The sequence below is a fragment of the Citrobacter sp. Cs237 genome, from assembly GCF_030332325.1.
GTDB lineage: Bacteria > Pseudomonadota > Gammaproteobacteria > Enterobacterales > Enterobacteriaceae > Citrobacter_A > Citrobacter_A sedlakii.
In genome coordinates this window covers 1-16,469 of record NZ_JAOWIB010000090.1, presented here as the reverse complement: position 1 = coordinate 16,469, position 16,469 = coordinate 1, and the positions used below count along the sequence as shown (strand labels likewise).

Here is a 16,469-nt window from a genome sequence, read left to right as displayed (position 1 = left end):
GGCACTGTTGCAAATAGTCGGTGGTGATAAACTTATCATCCCCTTTTGCTGATGGAGCTGCACATGAACCCATTCAAAGGCCGGCATTTTCAGCGTGACATCATTCTGTGGGCCGTACGCTGGTACTGCAAATACGGCATCAGTTACCGTGAGCTGCAGGAGATGCTGGCTGAACGCGGAGTGAATGTCGATCACTCCACGATTTACCGCTGGGTTCAGCGTTATGCGCCTGAAATGGAAAAACGGCTGCGCTGGTACTGGCGTAACCCTTCCGATCTTTGCCCGTGGCACATGGATGAAACCTACGTGAAGGTCAATGGCCGCTGGGCGTATCTGTACCGGGCCGTCGACAGCCGGGGCCGCACTGTCGATTTTTATCTCTCCTCCCGTCGTAACAGCAAAGCTGCATACCGGTTTCTGGGTAAAATCCTCAACAACGTGAAGAAGTGGCAGATCCCGCGATTCATCAACACGGATAAAGCGCCCGCCTATGGTCGCGCGCTTGCTCTGCTCAAACGCGAAGGCCGGTGCCCGTCTGACGTTGAACACCGACAGATTAAGTACCGGAACAACGTGATTGAATGCGATCATGGCAAACTGAAACGGATAATCGGCGCCACGCTGGGATTTAAATCCATGAAGACGGCTTACGCCACCATCAAAGGTATTGAGGTGATGCGTGCACTACGCAAAGGCCAGGCCTCAGCATTTTATTATGGTGATCCCCTGGGCGAAATGCGCCTGGTAAGCAGAGTTTTTGAAATGTAAGGCCTTTGAATAAGACAAAAGGCTGCCTCATCGCTAACTTTGCAACAGTGCCATAAATTCCTTGTCTGCTTCATCAAGGTGAAAATATCGTGCCAGCTGAAGCTCATCCGGTTCACCGGTGAATCTGCCATAGCTTTCAGTCTGCTCAGTGGTCAGAAAGTCAACGGGCATATCGGCCTCCCTGCCTGACGGGCATTTAGTAACATTTTTCCAACCGTACGAAATGTTATAAATTATCGGACATCGTAAAACTGTTACATTAATATGTCTATTAAATCGTAAATTTGTAATAATAGACATGAGTTGTCCGATATTCGATTTAAGGTACATTTTTATGCGACTTTTTGGTTACGCTCGGGTCTCAACCAGTCAGCAGTCTCTTGATCTTCAGGTCAGAGCACTCAAAGACGCAGGTGTGAAAGCAAACCGTATATTTACCGATAAGGCATCCGGCAGTTCAACAGACCGGGAAGGGCTGGATTTGCTGAGGATGAAGGTGGAGGAAGGTGATGTCATTCTGGTTAAGAAGCTCGACCGTCTTGGCCGCGACACTGCCGATATGATCCAACTGATAAAGGAATTTGACGCTCAGGGCGTGGCAGTCCGGTTCATTGATGACGGGATCAGTACCGACGGTGATATGGGGCAAATGGTGGTCACCATCCTGTCGGCTGTGGCACAGGCTGAACGCCGGAGGATCCTAGAACGCACGAATGAGGGCCGACAGGAAGCAAAGCTGAAAGGAATCAAATTTGGCCGCAGGCGTACCGTGGACAGGAACGTCGTGCTGACGCTTCATCAGAAGGGCACTGGTGCAACGGAAATTGCTCATCAGCTCAGTATTGCCCGCTCCACGGTTTATAAAATTCTTGAAGACGAAAGGGCCTCGTGATACGCCTATTTTTATAGGTTAATGTCATGATAATAATGGTTTCTTAGACGTCAGGTGGCACTTTTCGGGGAAATGTGCGCGGAACCCCTATTTGTTTATTTTTCTAAATACATTCAAATATGTATCCGCTCATGAGACAATAACCCTGGTAAATGCTTCAATAATATTGAAAAAGGAAGAGTATGAGTATTCAACATTTTCGTGTCGCCCTTATTCCCTTTTTTGCGGCATTTTGCCTTCCTGTTTTTGCTCACCCAGAAACGCTGGTGAAAGTAAAAGATGCTGAAGATCAGTTGGGTGCACGAGTGGGTTACATCGAACTGGATCTCAACAGCGGTAAGATCCTTGAGAGTTTTCGCCCCGAAGAACGTTTTCCAATGATGAGCACTTTTAAAGTTCTGCTATGTGGTGCGGTATTATCCCGTGTTGACGCCGGGCAAGAGCAACTCGGTCGCCGCATACACTATTCTCAGAATGACTTGGTTGAGTACTCACCAGTCACAGAAAAGCATCTTACGGATGGCATGACAGTAAGAGAATTATGCAGTGCTGCCATAACCATGAGTGATAACACTGCTGCCAACTTACTTCTGACAACGATCGGAGGACCGAAGGAGCTAACCGCTTTTTTGCACAACATGGGGGATCATGTAACTCGCCTTGATCGTTGGGAACCGGAGCTGAATGAAGCCATACCAAACGACGAGCGTGACACCACGATGCCTGCAGCAATGGCAACAACGTTGCGCAAACTATTAACTGGCGAACTACTTACTCTAGCTTCCCGGCAACAATTAATAGACTGGATGGAGGCGGATAAAGTTGCAGGACCACTTCTGCGCTCGGCCCTTCCGGCTGGCTGGTTTATTGCTGATAAATCTGGAGCCGGTGAGCGTGGGTCTCGCGGTATCATTGCAGCACTGGGGCCAGATGGTAAGCCCTCCCGTATCGTAGTTATCTACACGACGGGGAGTCAGGCAACTATGGATGAACGAAATAGACAGATCGCTGAGATAGGTGCCTCACTGATTAAGCATTGGTAACTGTCAGACCAAGTTTACTCATATATACTTTAGATTGATTTAAAACTTCATTTTTAATTTAAAAGGATCTAGGTGAAGATCCTTTTTGATAATCTCATGACCAAAATCCCTTAACGTGAGTTTTCGTTCCACTGAGCGTCAGACCCCTGTTAAAAGCAGCTCACGGGGAACGCGTCAGTCCGGCTTCATAACGGGTCGGCTGGCAGCATCTGACTCAGCAAAAGACCGGGCGCTGTGAGCGGAAATATGGCCGGTTTTCGCCAGAACCCGGTTCCACGCAGAATTACACCTGCACTGAATATACCGCTTCTGGCGTCGATTTTTTCTGCTCCCCTGCAGCATGAGGCTCTGTAAGGCAGCCTGCTGCAAGGGGAGCAGACTCCAGCGAAAATGATAAAAAACTCCGCGATGAAAAATAAACAAAGTATTCGCCCGTCATCACCTGAGAAGGGATTCAGCAACGTCAGATATAATATTCTTCTTGCCGGTATCGCATTAATCTTTATCGTGCTGGTTGCCAGGCTCACCGGACTTCAGCTTTTTGACCACGCTGTCCTGGAAAATGCGGCTGACCGTCGATCCGTACGGACACTTGCACTGCCAGCACAGCGCGGAACCCTGACCGATCGTTACGGCGTTGTTCTCGCCATGAGCGTGCCGGCACGTGACATCATTGCTGATCCAAAACGCATCGCTGCCGCTCATCCGGACTTCGCGGAAGCCAGATGGGCTTTTCTGGCCGACTTGCTGGATATCACGCCTGAGGAACTTCGCAGAACTATTCAAGATAATTCGGACAAGGAATTCCTGTTTCTGAAGAAAAAGTCGCCCCTGTCATTGTCCAGGGCCGTGTCACAGCTGCATCTGCCGGGCATAAGTCAGAAATACAATGAAAATCGCTACTATCCGCTGGGTGAGGCATCAGCCTCGCTCATTGGTGTGACCGGTGCCGAAAATAGAGGGCTGAGTGGTATTGAGCAGAGCTTTAACACCGTTCTGAGAAAGGACTTCGGGGTGAAAAAAATACGCAAAAACGCCAGGGGGGGCGTCATCAGCGTGATCCAGTATGACGCTCCGGAAACTGCACCGGCGATCAGGCTGAGTATTGACAGTGTGCTTCAGTATATTGTTTACAGCCGGTTAAGGGAGGGGGTCGAGCAACATCACGCCCAGTCAGGCGCTGCGGTGCTTGTCAGCGTAAACACCGGCGAAATTCTGGCTATGGCATCCTATCCGTCGTTTAATCCCAACCGTTTTTCCGGTGCCACTTCCGCTGAAATGCGTAACGTGGCGATTAATGACAGCTTTGAGCCGGGTTCAACGGTTAAACCCTTCGTCATTCTTGAAGGCCTGCGCCGCCATATTATCAGCAGCAGCACGCTTCTTGACACAAGGCCGTTCAGGGTTGACGGCCATCTTATCCGGGACGTGGGATACTGGCCGGCGCTGACGCCGACCGGCATACTTCAGAAATCCAGTGATACCGGAGTTTCACATATTGCCCTGGCGATGCCTTCGGATGCGCTGGTAAAAACGTATTCATCCTTCGGGCTGGGAAAACCGACAGGGCTGGGCCTTCCCGGTGAAAGTACTGGTTACTTTCCGTTCAGTCGCCATCGATGGGCTGATATTGAGCGCGCCACCTTCGCTTTTGGCTACGGCCTCCGGGTAACCCCGCTCCAGTTAGCCAGAGCCTATGCCACTCTCGGGGCCTGTGGCGTTTATCATCCGTTATCCGTTACACGGTTATCCGCGCCGGTGTACGGTGAGCAGGTGGCGGACCCGAAGCTTGCCGATGCTGTAATCAGAATGATGGAAAGTGATGTGTTACCCGGCGGAAGTGGCGTAAGGGCAGCTGTACCGGGCTACCGTCTGGCAATAAAAACCGGAACCGCAGAGAAGTTAGGTGCCGGTGGAAAATATGACGGGGGGCATATTACCTATACGGCAGGCGTCGCGCCGGCGAGCCGTCCTGAAGTGGCACTGGTTGTGGTTATTAACAATCCCAAAGCGGGACAGCATTTTGGTGGCTCAGTGGCGGCGCCTGTCTTCGGCCAGATTATCGGTCCGGTGCTTACCCGGCTGAAGATTGCACCGGATGCTTTACGTGCTCCGGTGGTACACCGACAGTCCGGCTGAACAGAGCCTGTTTACTCATTATTTATCTATTATTACTTAACTTAATTTTAAAAAGGATATTAATATGAAAAAGATCCGCCTTATTATAATCTCTTTACTGGCTGGAATGTGTACTCCAGCATTATCTACACCAGTCAATGTTACTGATACAATACAAAGCACAGAAGACCATATCAAAGGTCGGGTTGGTTTTACTGAAATAGACTTTTTATCCGGGAAGGTTCTGAGTAGTCATCGCCGTGAAGAACGTTTTCCTATGATGAGCACATTCAAAGTTTTGTTATGTGGAGCAATATTAGTACGTGTTGATAAAGGGCTTGAACAACTTGAACGCCGAATTACCTATAATAAGCATGACCTGGACGACTATTCTCCACTAACCAGTCAGCACATTGCAGATGGAATGACGGTTTCTGAGTTATGCAATGCTGCCATTACCACCAGTGATAACACTGCTGCAAATTTATTGCTATCAACTATTGGCGGGCCGGAGGGATTAACTCATTTTCTGCGTAGCACTGGTGATAGTTATACAAGGCTTGATCGACACGAACCCAGCCTTAATGAGGCGAAGCCTGGCGATGAGCGTGATACCACCACTCCGGCAGCGATGGCTCAAACGCTACAAAAATTGTTAAACGAAAGTGTACTTACAGAAAAATCTCGAAAAAAATTAATAAGCTGGATGCAGGAAGATAAAGTCGGCGGGCCTCTGTTCCGCTCTGTACTGCCAGCTGGCTGGATGATAGCGGATAAAACAGGAGCAGGTGATCACGGATCTCGGGGCATCGTTGCACTGTTGGGCCCCGGAGGCAAGCCATCTCGTATAGTAGTCCTGTATATTACAAATACTCATTCATCTATGAATGAACTCAACGAGCATATTGCAGGGATCGGAGATTCAGTAATTAAGAACTGGTAATATATTTACAGTGGATTTGACCCTATATATCCAGACGTTTTTGCTCTCTTACGGTTGCGATAACTTCCTGCGTATATATTCCCGTGGTGAGCGATATCCCAGTGCACTATGCGGATGATGTTCGTTGTAATGACTGAACGCCACCGCCAGATTCATCACCGCTGCCTCGCTGTCCGGTTTCGGCATGATGCTGATGTAGTCCCGTTTTATCGTCATCACGAAGCTTTCTGCTATGCCATTGCTTTCCGGGCTTCGCACTGCTGTCGTACAAGGCTCCAGTCCCAGCAACCGGGCGAACGCCGGCACTGTTGGCAACTGCCTTCCGAAGCGTTTTTCCACCGCACCCAGCATGACATCCTGCACCGTTTCTTTGTCATAGCCTCCGGTGCTCGCTGCCCAGTCAATGATCTCCCTGTCGCAGCAGTCCTGCGCGAAGGTCACCCGCAGCTTTTCGCCATTATCACAGCGGAACTCAAAGCCATCTGAGCACCAGCGCCGGTTACTTTCCGCTACTGCTACGCGCCCCTTATGGGCCCGCTTACGGCAAGGATCAGCGGGTTTACGTTCAAGAAGCAGATTATGCGTTCTCATAATGCGATACACCCGCTTTGCATTAACCACAGGCAGGCCGTCCCGCTCCGACTCCCGTCGCAGCAGCGCCCACACACGGCGATAACCATACGTCGGCAGGTCAGCCACCGCCATGTTTATCCGGGACAATACGGTGGTATCGTCAGAACGGGGCTGCCGTCTGCGATCCTGTCAGTCAGATGGCCGGTGAACCCGAATGCTCAACTGCGCACGCGACACGCCAAGACTTCTGCAAACGTCGCTTATTCGTCGTTCCCAGGCAACGAGGGCGCATGCGCAATCCATTTTTTTGCCCGGCCGAACTCCACGGCCTCTTTGAGTATCTCGGCTTCCATCGTCTTTTTGCCCAGAAGGCGCTGGAGTTCGCGAATTTGCTTATTGGCGGCAGCGAGTTCGGAGGCCGGCACCACTTCCTCGCCCGATGCAACAGCCGTCAGTGAACCGTCTTAATATTGCTTGCGCCATTTGAATATCTGGTTTGCATTGATGCCATGCAGGCGCGCGACATGAGACACGGTCATACCGGGCTCCATAGTCTGCTGAATAATGGCAATTTTTTCCTGCGGTGTACGACGCCGACGCCGCTCAGGTCCTGATAACACTTCAACCATCTTATCGTTCTGACTGGTATTAAACATAGTTCCAAGACTACCTCTTATTTTAAGAGAGTCGAAGTGTCTGGTGATCTATGGGGCCAGTCTAGCCCTCTTCCAAGTGTAGGGAGATATAGTCAAAGTTTGCTTCTCCGCCGATGAGTCCGCCCTGCGTCGGATAGTCCGATTTTTTACCGGCGAAGCACGGCTCTCCTAACCCTATCTAAAGCGAATAACTTTTTTCAACAGGGCCGCGTGCCAATGCAAGAGCGATAGGCGCTCTACGCGCCAATTTGACCACTTAAAACAGGTAAATTGAGGGGTTGTAATGTGTTGATGTAACAGGCTTTTATTTTAATGTCTTGGCATATGTATAATGGTAGTCTAGCCCTCCTTTCAACAAGGAGTACTCATGGAAACCTACAATCATACATATCGGCACCACAACTTTTCACATAAAGACTTAAGTGATCTCACCTTCACCGCTTGCACATTCATTCGCAGCGACTTTCGACGTGCTAACTTGCGTGATACGACATTCGTCAACTGCAAGTTCATTGAACAGGGTGATATCGAAGGCTGCCACTTTGATGTCGCAGATCTTCGTGATGCAAGTTTCCAACAATGCCAACTTGCGATGGCAAACTTCAGTAATGCCAATTGCTACGGTATAGAGTTCCGTGCGTGTGATTTAAAAGGTGCCAACTTTTCCCGAACAAACTTTGCCCATCAAGTGAGTAATCGTATGTACTTTTGCTCAGCATTTATTTCTGGATGTAATCTTTCCTATGCCAATATGGAGAGGGTTTGTTTAGAAAAATGTGAGTTGTTTGAAAATCGCTGGATAGGAACGAACCTAGCGGGTGCATCACTGAAAGAGTCAGACTTAAGTCGAGGTGTTTTTTCCGAAGATGTCTGGGGGCAATTTAGCCTACAGGGTGCCAATTTATGCCACGCCGAACTCGACGGTTTAGATCCCCGCAAAGTCGATACATCAGGTATCAAAATTGCAGCCTGGCAGCAAGAACTGATTCTCGAAGCACTGGGTATTGTTGTTTATCCTGACTAATTGCTTTGATGTGTGATTTTAAACGCTCAAATTTATAAAACGAATAATATTGTCAACCTTGCAATAATAGACATAGGGACAACCATGTATAAATTTTTACCCTCAGGCGTCTTCACAATAGAGCCATATAGCAGTGGGTCACTTAGTGGGCTTAATTTTTCCATTAAAGATAATATTAATATTGCTCAGTATAAAACATCATATGGTAGCCCATCTTGGCAAGTAAACATAAGGCTGCCATTTATAAGGCACTGTTGCAAAAATGTGGAGGTGATAGGGGTACTACGCCGGAACCCCAGATTTTTCCGTCCGTTCAAATTATCCACGGTTGAGCAGCTTGATCCCGTCCGCCCGCAGTTGACCAACAGGGGAAATATGCCTGTACAAAGTTTGCCGGGTTATCCCAAGTTCCTGGCATAGCGTACTGACCTTTGTTTCTGATTGTCCCATTGATGCCATTGCCAGTCGCAGTTTGACTGGCGTCATTTTATAAGGTCGGCCGCCGTTCCGCCCACGGGCTCTTGCTGATGCCAGACCTGCAGTCGTTCTTTCAGCAATCAGTTCGCGCTCAAACTCCGCCAGTGCGGCAAAGATACCGAAGACAAGCTTGCCAGCGGCCGTTGTTGTGTCGATAGTCGCCCCGTGACCGGTCAGCACTTTCAGACCGGTCCCCCTCGCGGTCAGGTCGTGCACTGTATTAATGAGATGACGAAGATCACGACCGAGGCGGTCCAGCTTCCATACGACCGAGAGCATAAAAAATATTGGGGCAGCGTGAGCTATGCTGCCATCGCTGGTCCCTTCCCGTCACTTTGAAAACCCGGATACCAGCAGACAAATTTATCCTGCAGTTCGTTATTCAAAACGGCGGTCCGGGTCTGTAACAAATAATGAGCCCCTTTTCTGCTCCACTGCATCTGCTGCTTTTTGGCCATTCGTCTGGCGATCACTTCATTGATCGTGGATTCCACAAACGCGGTTGATACCGGCTCTCCGTACCGACGCATTTCGCCGTAGTTTGGGATCATCATCTTATTATTCCGGATGTAGGTATACATTTCATCCAGATGTTTTTGCAGGGATTTCAGGCTAGGATAGCTGAGTTCAGGGTCATCGCAATACATAACGCAATTATCAATATGTTCCAGCGCAGCGACAACATTGCCATGCCAGAGATATCGTTTAATGCTTTCCAGCAGTGCCAGAACTTTACTCCCCGCCTCTGGATCTGATACCAGCAGTCCCCGGGCATATTGCATGAGCACCTTCAGCCTCATGGTGATATGAAACCAGTCCAGCACATGCGTTGACTCAGGGTACATACCGAACTGGAGGTCCCTGAGATTATCCGCGCCGTCGGACAGAAAAAATATCTGCTGGTTGGCCTGCATTCCCTGCGCTGAAAGGTGGGTCATGAGCCTGCGTTCCGGATGACAGTCATCCTTCTGAACAAAACCGAAGCGGCGGGTGTCAGCAGGCGCACCAACGGAAAAAGACTTCCCGGCAATAATTTCAAAATTACGCTTTTTGTCATCCCGATCGCGAACATAACCACCATCTATACCCACCACAAGCGGTTTTCCTGGCCTGGGCAGGTTCCCCCAGTCGCGGGGGCAGCCGGAAAGAAAACCTGAATGAGCTTCAGCCTCAGCGTCAAGACGCTGCGCCACCTGGCATAAATGATTCCTCACCGTTGAGGCATTCAGGCTGTGGCCCACCGGCAGAATATCTTTCAGCAGACGAGTCGTCATTTCATAGGAGATCATCGAGGCCCAGCGGGTTTCAATATATTTCAGTGCCGGGTGAGAATAATCGCCGGCCCAGTCGCTGAGCAAACTGACTGTCTTTGTATCACTCTCTTCACAACGGCACCGGTACACCCGAAGCCCGGATACCGGAATAACGCCAAACAGCGTCCGGTACCGTATTTTCTGTTTGCCTTTGATTCTGCGCGCAGCAAGGCAGTGAGGGCACCGGATATGGTGTTGAGTATATTCGTCTGCCTGCAGCTGGACCACCGACTGCTGGACCGTATTCAGCAACAGCTTGGATTCTGACACCGATAATCCGATGTCGTTCCGGGTCTCCCCTGATTTCTGGATTGTCATCAGTTCCTCCGTTCGACTGGAGCCTGATTCATCGGTGATGACTATCTGGAGCGTCAGTTGCATCATTGCCTCCTGCTGTGGTGGATGACTATCTCCCGGCTACTGGTTGTTCATCTGGTGACGAAGCTTATAATATGTGGAAACGCCAAGGCCCGCATGGTCGCAGGCGATCCTGAGCCTGACCCCTCTGCTTCTGAGTGCGTCAATTTCCTGGATCTTTTTGATATCGGCGCCGGGGCGCCCTGTTTTTTCACCCCGTGCTTTTTTCGCGGCGATGCCGTCGGCCTGCCTTTCCTTCAGTAAGGCTCGTTCAAACTGGCTGAATGCCGACATCATGTGCAGCTGCAGTTCCTGCATCGGATTGTTTGTGCCGGCGCTGAACGTCAGCTGCTCTTTCAGAAAAATAAGGGTAACGCCCTGGTCACGAAGCCGGGTGGTGACAGCGCACATATCCGACATATTCCGGCAAAGGCGATCGATGGAATGAACCAGAAGCGTATCACCAGGGCGTAATTGCCCCAGGAGTTCCTGTAACCCCGGGCGGTTTGTGTCCTTCGCGCTGGCATGCTCAACACAAATTTTATCAGGCTGAAAACCCGCCTTTGACAATGCCTCTTCCTGACGGGCCGTATTCTGATCGGCCGAGCTTACCCTGATGTAGGCATATTGCACGCAAAACCTCCGGAAGGTCTTTAAACATCATAGAGATTTAAAGAATAATCCATAAACACTGATTTAGGGAGGTTTATAGACATTTTTTCGGGGATCTGAGAGGCATGCTGAAAACGTATACCTTTATAGACATCAGTCAGCGACGACGGCCCAGCCAGATAACTTCAGGCTCCAGTACCGGAGATGCAAGGTCGAGCCTGCTCAGTTGCCGGTTGATTTTGTGGCGGTTGAACCTGACAGCATCCAGGTCGTCAGCAAAAGGGCGGATCTCGCCGACCGTTGTTTCATCATCCGCATTAACGATAGCTTCAAGAAACGCCAGGGTTTTATCGAACTCATCCGCAGCTGTGGCTCCGGGCATACCATGGCCGCTTATACAAAACGGCGCTTTCAGCGTAGAGTTTTCATAAATGGCCTCAACACGAATGTCATGAAGCCAGTGCTCAAAGAAATTGTATTCATAGGTAAAGCGATCGCCAGCATCAAAAGCAAAATCATCAATCACGACCCGGAACGGATTATCGACAAAACCGATGCCTCCTTCGTAGGAGATACCGTAATCTTTGCCATAAATGTGAAATTGATGGAGATGGTCGTCCCCCCAGCCCTGCACTATCTGGAAAATGAAGTGAAGCGCGGCCAGTGACGTGTCGGCAGCAATTCTCAGCCGACGCCAGACCATCGGACTGACTCCATGAACTGCTATTTTGATGACGTAGATCTTCATAGTCAGCAGGTATTGTTATGAAATGATGGTGGTTATTTTAACCCCTGTAGATGGCATCATTCGATGGCTGCCCCGAGGTTTTTCATGCTCTCCTAAAAGAACTTTCCGCTAAGCGATAGACTGTATGTAAACACAGTATTGCAAGGACGCGGAACATGCCTCATGTGGCGGCCAGGACGGCCAGCCGGGATCGGGATACTGGTCGTTACCAGAGCCACCGACCCGAGCAAACCCTTCTCTATCAGATCGTTGACGAGTATTACCCGGCATTCGCTGCGCTTATGGCAGAGCAGGGAAAGGAATTGCCGGGCTATGTGCAACGGGAATTTGAAGAATTTCTCCAATGCGGGCGGCTGGAGCATGGCTTTCTACGGGTTCGCTGCGAGTCTTGCCACGCCGAGCACCTGGTCGCTTTCAGCTGTAAGCGTCGCGGTTTCTGCCCGAGCTGTGGGGCGCGGCGGATGGCCGAAAGTGCCGCCTTGCTGGTTGATGAAGTACTGCCTGAACAACCCATGCGTCAGTGGGTGTTGAGCTTCCCGTTTCAGCTGCGTTTCCTGTTTGGGGTCGTTTGCGGGAAGGGGCGGAATCCTACGCTAAGGCTTTGGCCAGCGATATTCTCCGGTGAGATTGATGTGTTCCCAGGGGATAGGAGAAGTCGCTTGATATCTAGTATGACGTCTGTCGCACCTGCTTGATCGCGGCCGCGATAGCTAGATCGCGTTGCTCCTCTTCTCCATCCGCGTTCCAAGCTGCGGAAAGGCACCCATAAGCGTACGCCTGGTCGAGCAGGCGACGCGGATCGACGTCCAGCGCACGAGAGAATGCGTCCGCCATCTGTGCAATGCGTCTAGGATCGAGACAAAGGTCGTCTCTGTCAGCCGGATCGTAGAACATATTGGCGGCGCCAAAGCCCACTTCACCGACCAGACCGACGGGATCTATCACCAGCCAGCCGCGACTGGAGAACATGATGTTTTCATGATGCAGATCGCCATGTAGCCCACGCAGTTCCGAGGCATTGCTCATCATTTGATCGGCTATAATCGCCGCGTGGACGTAGTCAGTTTGACAACCTGCGTTTTGATCATCGCGCGCCCGCTGAAACAAAGCTGCAAAGCGATCCCGGATCGGGAGAAGGGCAGAAGGCAGGGGTTCCTCAGATGCGGCATACAGCTTCGCCATTAGTTCCGCTGCAATTTCGGTCGCCTGGTAGTCGCCGTGCTCGGCAACGATGTGAGAGAGCATTCGCTCCCCGGCATATTCGAGCAACATCAGATTGTTCTCACGACCGAGCAACCGGACTGCTCCCCTCCCATTGCGCCATACCAGATAGTCGGCCCCGCGCAGTTCATCAGCAATGTCTTTTATAGGTTTCAATCCCTTGACGATTGCAGGAGTCCCGTCTGGCAATGAAACTTTCCAAACGAGGCTGGAAAAGGTGTCCGCAATGAGAACAGGTTGCGAAACGTGCCAATGAGCAGGAAAAACAGGCGGCATGAACATCAACCCCAAGTCAGAGGGTCCAATCGCAGATAGAAGGCAAGGCGTTCGCGGTCGGGGGCTTCGATCCCCAATACATTGAATAGGACAGCGAAGGCGCGCTCTGCTTCATCTGGCGCTGCCCAGTTCTCTTCGGCGTTAGCAATCATGAGTGCCAAATCGGCATAGCGATCTGCTGTTCCGAGCCGCCCAAGGTCGATCAGACCCGTGCATTGAAGAGTTTTAGGGTCCACCATGAAGTTCGGCATGCAGGGATCACCATGGCAAACAACCATATCGGTGCGCTCTTGGTCGAGCCGCACCGGTAGCTCTCGTTCGACACGAGCCAAAAGATCGAGCTGCGGCGTACTCTTGTCCTCGTCCGGTAAGAAGTCGGGATTGACGGCATTGCGGGACACCACATCAACGGCGCGTCCGAACATTCGCGACAGCCTGCGCTCAAACGGACATTGATCAACCGATAGGCTGTGAACAGCGCCAAGTTGCTGCCCCATTGACGGCCACGCTTTGAGCAAATCCGCTCCAGACAGATCAGCCGCCGGTACTCCCGGAATTGCCGTTATCACCAAGCATGCACCCTCCTGTTCCTCCTGCCAGTTGATGACCTCGGGGCAAGCCACACCTCGACCTTTGAGCCAAATGAGGCGGTCACGCTCTCCAGCGAGCTCACCGCGGCGGGAAGCAGGTGCGATTTTCGCGAAGGCATGCCCGTCACCACGTCGAAAAACAAAATCACCAGATTCTCCGCCTCTGACAGGCAACCAGTCAGAATGCGATTTACCAAAAAAAATATTAGTTCGATTCAATGGAGGTTCCTTCAGTTTTCTGATGAAGCGCGAATATAGAGAAATATCCCGAATGTGCAGTTAACGAATTCTTGCGGTTTCTTTCAGCGCCGCCAATACCGCCAGCCCGTCGCGCAAGGGGCGCGGCTCGTGTGTGCGGATGAAGTCAGCTCCACCTGCGGCGGCGGCAAGCTCTGCAGCGAGTGTCGCGGCCCCGACATCCCCCGGACCACGGCCTGTGAGCGCGCGCAGAAAGGATTTGCGCGAAACAGACAGAAGCACCGGCAAATCGAAGCGCAGCCGCAATTCATCGAACCGCGCCAGCACCGAGAGCGAGGTTTCGGGAGCAGCCCCCAGAAAAAACCCCATGCCGGGATCAAGGACAAGGCGGTTGCGTTTGATACCGGCACCCGTCAGCGCCGCGATGCGCGCGTCAAAGAACGCCGCAATGTGATCCATGATGTCGCCAGCGGGTGCCTCGCGCCGATCTGCCTGCCCGTCTTGCACCGAATGCATAACGACGAGTTTGGCAGATGATTTCGCCAATTGCGGATAGAACGCAGCGTCTGGAAAACCGCGAATATCATTGAGATAGGCCACACCACGCGACAAGGCATAGGCTTGCGTCGCGGGTTGATAACTGTCGAGCGAGACGGGAATGCCATCTGCCTTGAGCGCGTCCAGCACCGGCGCGATACGCGCGATTTCTGTGTCGGACGAAACAGGCGCGGCGTCGGGATTGCTGGATGCCGGACCGAGGTCGATCACATCTGCCCCCTCGGCCATCAGCTTACGCGCCTGCGCAATGGCTGCGTCTGGCGCCAGATACCGGCCTCCATCGGAGAAACTGTCCGAGGTTATGTTGACGATGCCGAAAATGATGAGCGATTTATTCATGGGGGCTTCTATAATAATAATAATCGAGCATGAGTCTCATACGGATGCTCGGGTCGAAAGGGAATCCCCAGGCGAGTAACCTGTTTGCGGTGCTCCATTAGCTGCAGGAGCAGAATAGCATACATCTGGAAGCAAAGCCAGGAAAGCGGCCTATGGAGCTGTGCGGCAGCGCTCAGTAGGCAATTTTTCAAAATATTGTTAAGCCTTTTCTGAGCATGGTATTTTTCATGGTATTACCAATTAGCAGGAAAATAAGCCATTGAATATAAAAGATAAAAATGTCTTGTTTACAATAGAGTGGGTATCGGAGACGAAGAAGGACAAGGTACATGCTGACCGATACCAAGCTGCGCAATCTCAAGCCCAGGGACAAACTCTACAAAGTGAATGACCGGGAAGGTCTCTATGTGGGGGTCGCCTCAGAAAACGGAATCTATGGTCACTCCCGTTTTTGCAACACCGATTTTGACGACAAGTTGGCTTGCTTGAATCTATCCGGCGTCTGAATGGGATTTTATTCCCGCGCCTCGATGAGTTCCGCGCCTGATGAACCTCCAGAAAATATACGGCTTCAATGAGCCTTTCCGTTTTACAGGTTCCTCAACAGGCCGGTGGGCCGTTAGTATCATCAATATCAGTATTCGCAAAACCAGATGAATGATTGTTTAAACTGGTGTATTTCTGCCTTTATGCTTCGTAAGTTTGCTGTCGCGCCGTCAGTGCCCAGGCTATTCTGGCCAGCTTGTTTGCCAGAGCACAGGTGACGACAAAGTTGCTTTTCCGACACAACAACTCCCTGACCCAGTCGGCCAACTTGCCAGACTGGTGTTCCAGTTTTTGTATGAATACCCTGGCACACTGAACCAACAAAGTTCGGATCTTTTTGTTGCCCCGCTTGCTAATCCCTAACAATGTCGTCCGACCTCCCGTGCTGTACTGTCGGGGTACCAGCCCTGTTGCCGCCGCAAAGTCACGGCTGCTGGCGTACTGCTTCCCGTCGCCAATCTCAGTTGAAATAGTACTGGCAGTCAGCGTTCCAACGCAGGGAATACTCAGCAAGCGCTGTCCAACCTCATCTTCGTCCAACTTTCGTTTCAACTGAGATTCCAGATCTTTAATCTGCTCAACAAGATAGTGATAATGCTGTTGTAATTTCAGCAGTAACTGGCTGAGATAAAGAGGCAAACTACTGTCCTCAAGAAGGGTACTCAGTCGACTAATAACGGCAGCACCTCGCGGAACGCTGATACCAAATTCCAGCAGAAAAGCATGCATCTGATTAGTTGTTTTCACCTTATCCTGAACCAGGGATTCACGGACACGATGCAGAGCTCGCATTGCCTGCTGAGATTCGGTTCTGGGCTGCACGAAACGCATAGATGGACGTGATGCTGCTTCACAGATAGCTTCAGCATCAACGAAGTCATTTTTGTTGCTTTTAACGAATGGGCGGACAAATTGCGGTGATATCAGCTTTGGAAAATGCCCTAACTCTTCCAGCTTGCGTGCCATAAAGTGAGAACCGCCACAGGCTTCCATCGCGATGGTTGTTGCCGGGCATGTCGCCAGAAATTCGATTAGCTTTGGTCGGGTGAATTTTTTACGGTAAACGGCCTTCCCACGATGATCCTGACAATGAATATGGAAAGAGTTCTTACCCAGATCGATACCAATAAGCGCAATGTTTTCCATGATGGTTCTCCGAATGAAAGCCTGTCCTCAGCATAGTACTGGGAAGGAGGGAGTGACCATCTCATTAAATA

The 16,469-nt window shown here is 50.9% G+C and carries 13 protein-coding genes and 5 pseudogenes; 8 read left to right on the top strand and 10 right to left on the bottom strand.

Going from position 1 to position 16,469, the window contains the following annotated elements; genetic code table 11:
• The first annotated feature begins 63 nt into the window (after positions 1-63).
• Positions 64-768: an IS6-like element IS26 family transposase gene (locus tag OGY07_RS03695; protein ID WP_001067855.1), complete on the top strand. Its 705-nt coding sequence runs from the start codon at positions 64-66 to the stop codon at positions 766-768.
• Between the two features lie 51 nt (positions 769-819).
• Here the strand turns inward: OGY07_RS03695 and OGY07_RS03690 are convergent.
• Positions 820-939 (bottom strand): annotated as a pseudogene (locus tag OGY07_RS03690) (DUF4158 domain-containing protein); the annotation flags it as partial.
• 163 nt (positions 940-1,102) lie between these two features.
• Here OGY07_RS03690 and OGY07_RS03685 point away from each other — a divergent pair.
• From OGY07_RS03685 to OGY07_RS03670, 4 genes are all read left to right on the top strand, one after another.
• Positions 1,103-1,660, top strand: a complete 558-nt coding sequence (locus tag OGY07_RS03685) for a recombinase family protein (RefSeq protein ID WP_001235713.1) — start codon at positions 1,103-1,105, stop codon at positions 1,658-1,660.
• A 182-nt stretch (positions 1,661-1,842) separates the two neighbouring features.
• The gene (locus OGY07_RS03680) at positions 1,843-2,703 is read left to right on the top strand and encodes a broad-spectrum class A beta-lactamase TEM-1 (RefSeq protein WP_000027057.1); all 861 of its coding nucleotides are present in this window, start codon (positions 1,843-1,845) and stop codon (positions 2,701-2,703) included.
• A 408-nt stretch (positions 2,704-3,111) separates the two neighbouring features.
• A complete protein-coding gene (locus OGY07_RS03675; protein ID WP_032623598.1) occupies positions 3,112-4,842 on the top strand; it encodes a penicillin-binding transpeptidase domain-containing protein in 1,731 nt (576 codons plus the stop codon).
• Between the two features lie 64 nt (positions 4,843-4,906).
• Positions 4,907-5,764, top strand: a complete 858-nt coding sequence (locus OGY07_RS03670; RefSeq protein ID WP_012477595.1) for a class A beta-lactamase LAP-2 — start codon at positions 4,907-4,909, stop codon at positions 5,762-5,764.
• 48 nt (positions 5,765-5,812) lie between these two features.
• Here the strand turns inward: OGY07_RS03670 and OGY07_RS03665 are convergent.
• Positions 5,813-6,966 (bottom strand): annotated as a pseudogene (locus tag OGY07_RS03665) (IS3 family transposase).
• Between the two features lie 394 nt (positions 6,967-7,360).
• Between OGY07_RS03665 and OGY07_RS03660 the strand changes: the two are divergent.
• Complete coding sequence (locus OGY07_RS03660; protein ID WP_001516695.1) at positions 7,361-8,017, top strand: quinolone resistance pentapeptide repeat protein QnrS1; 657 nt, start codon at positions 7,361-7,363, stop codon at positions 8,015-8,017.
• Positions 8,018-8,335: 318 nt separating this feature from the next.
• Here the strand turns inward: OGY07_RS03660 and OGY07_RS03655 are convergent.
• The 4 genes and pseudogenes from OGY07_RS03655 to OGY07_RS03640 form a co-directional block, all read right to left on the bottom strand.
• Positions 8,336-8,764 (bottom strand): annotated as a pseudogene (locus tag OGY07_RS03655) (recombinase family protein); the annotation flags it as partial.
• Positions 8,765-8,796: 32 nt separating this feature from the next.
• Positions 8,797-10,188 (bottom strand): ISKra4-like element ISKpn19 family transposase, encoded by a 1,392-nt coding sequence (locus OGY07_RS03650; protein ID WP_001493761.1) that lies wholly within the window; start codon positions 10,186-10,188, stop codon positions 8,797-8,799.
• Between the two features lie 36 nt (positions 10,189-10,224).
• A complete protein-coding gene (locus tag OGY07_RS03645) occupies positions 10,225-10,797 on the bottom strand; it encodes a recombinase family protein (RefSeq protein WP_001493762.1) in 573 nt (190 codons plus the stop codon).
• Positions 10,798-10,933: 136 nt separating this feature from the next.
• Positions 10,934-11,524: a plasmid pRiA4b ORF-3 family protein gene (locus tag OGY07_RS03640; protein WP_012477564.1), complete on the bottom strand. Its 591-nt coding sequence runs from the start codon at positions 11,522-11,524 to the stop codon at positions 10,934-10,936.
• Positions 11,525-11,679: 155 nt separating this feature from the next.
• Here OGY07_RS03640 and OGY07_RS03635 point away from each other — a divergent pair.
• Positions 11,680-12,084, top strand: a pseudogene (locus tag OGY07_RS03635) (IS91 family transposase); the annotation flags it as partial.
• 106 nt (positions 12,085-12,190) lie between these two features.
• On the opposite strand, the gene OGY07_RS03630 reads toward OGY07_RS03635, so the two are convergent.
• Genes OGY07_RS03630 through sul2 form a run of 3 tightly spaced genes read right to left on the bottom strand, consistent with a single transcriptional unit; the run spans position 12,191 to position 14,706 of the window.
• Complete coding sequence (locus tag OGY07_RS03630) at positions 12,191-13,027, bottom strand: aminoglycoside O-phosphotransferase APH(6)-Id (protein ID WP_000480972.1); 837 nt, start codon at positions 13,025-13,027, stop codon at positions 12,191-12,193.
• Positions 13,027-13,830 (bottom strand): aminoglycoside O-phosphotransferase APH(3'')-Ib, encoded by an 804-nt coding sequence (gene aph(3'')-Ib / locus OGY07_RS03625; protein WP_001082320.1) that lies wholly within the window; start codon positions 13,828-13,830, stop codon positions 13,027-13,029. Before aph(3'')-Ib ends, OGY07_RS03630 begins: the two co-directional genes overlap by 1 nt.
• A gap of 60 nt (positions 13,831-13,890) precedes the next feature.
• Positions 13,891-14,706, bottom strand: a complete 816-nt coding sequence (gene sul2 / locus OGY07_RS03620) for a sulfonamide-resistant dihydropteroate synthase Sul2 (RefSeq protein ID WP_001043260.1) — start codon at positions 14,704-14,706, stop codon at positions 13,891-13,893.
• 329 nt (positions 14,707-15,035) lie between these two features.
• Between sul2 and OGY07_RS03615 the strand changes: the two are divergent.
• Positions 15,036-15,140, top strand: a pseudogene (locus tag OGY07_RS03615) (Arm DNA-binding domain-containing protein); the annotation flags it as partial.
• Positions 15,141-15,393: 253 nt separating this feature from the next.
• Here OGY07_RS03615 and OGY07_RS03610 read toward each other — a convergent pair.
• The gene (locus OGY07_RS03610) at positions 15,394-16,398 is read right to left on the bottom strand and encodes an IS110-like element IS5075 family transposase (protein ID WP_000427619.1); all 1,005 of its coding nucleotides are present in this window, start codon (positions 16,396-16,398) and stop codon (positions 15,394-15,396) included.
• Positions 16,399-16,469 lie beyond the last annotated feature (71 nt).

What these genes read in the sequence shown, in the direction of transcription:
- OGY07_RS03660 (WP_001516695.1), top strand. Translation starts at nt 7,361, where the DNA reads ATGGAAACCTACAATCATACATATCGGCACCACAACTTTTCACATAAA.
- OGY07_RS03610 (WP_000427619.1), bottom strand. Translation starts at nt 16,398, where the DNA reads ATGGAAAACATTGCGCTTATTGGTATCGATCTGGGTAAGAACTCTTTC.
- OGY07_RS03640 (WP_012477564.1), bottom strand. Translation starts at nt 11,524, where the DNA reads ATGAAGATCTACGTCATCAAAATAGCAGTTCATGGAGTCAGTCCGATG.
- OGY07_RS03695 (WP_001067855.1), top strand. Translation starts at nt 64, where the DNA reads ATGAACCCATTCAAAGGCCGGCATTTTCAGCGTGACATCATTCTGTGG.
- OGY07_RS03680 (WP_000027057.1), top strand. Translation starts at nt 1,843, where the DNA reads ATGAGTATTCAACATTTTCGTGTCGCCCTTATTCCCTTTTTTGCGGCA.
- OGY07_RS03670 (WP_012477595.1), top strand. Translation starts at nt 4,907, where the DNA reads ATGAAAAAGATCCGCCTTATTATAATCTCTTTACTGGCTGGAATGTGT.
- OGY07_RS03630 (WP_000480972.1), bottom strand. Translation starts at nt 13,027, where the DNA reads ATGTTCATGCCGCCTGTTTTTCCTGCTCATTGGCACGTTTCGCAACCT.
- OGY07_RS03685 (WP_001235713.1), top strand. Translation starts at nt 1,103, where the DNA reads ATGCGACTTTTTGGTTACGCTCGGGTCTCAACCAGTCAGCAGTCTCTT.
- sul2 (WP_001043260.1), bottom strand. Translation starts at nt 14,706, where the DNA reads ATGAATAAATCGCTCATCATTTTCGGCATCGTCAACATAACCTCGGAC.
- OGY07_RS03675 (WP_032623598.1), top strand. Translation starts at nt 3,112, where the DNA reads ATGAAAAATAAACAAAGTATTCGCCCGTCATCACCTGAGAAGGGATTC.
- OGY07_RS03650 (WP_001493761.1), bottom strand. Translation starts at nt 10,188, where the DNA reads ATGCAACTGACGCTCCAGATAGTCATCACCGATGAATCAGGCTCCAGT.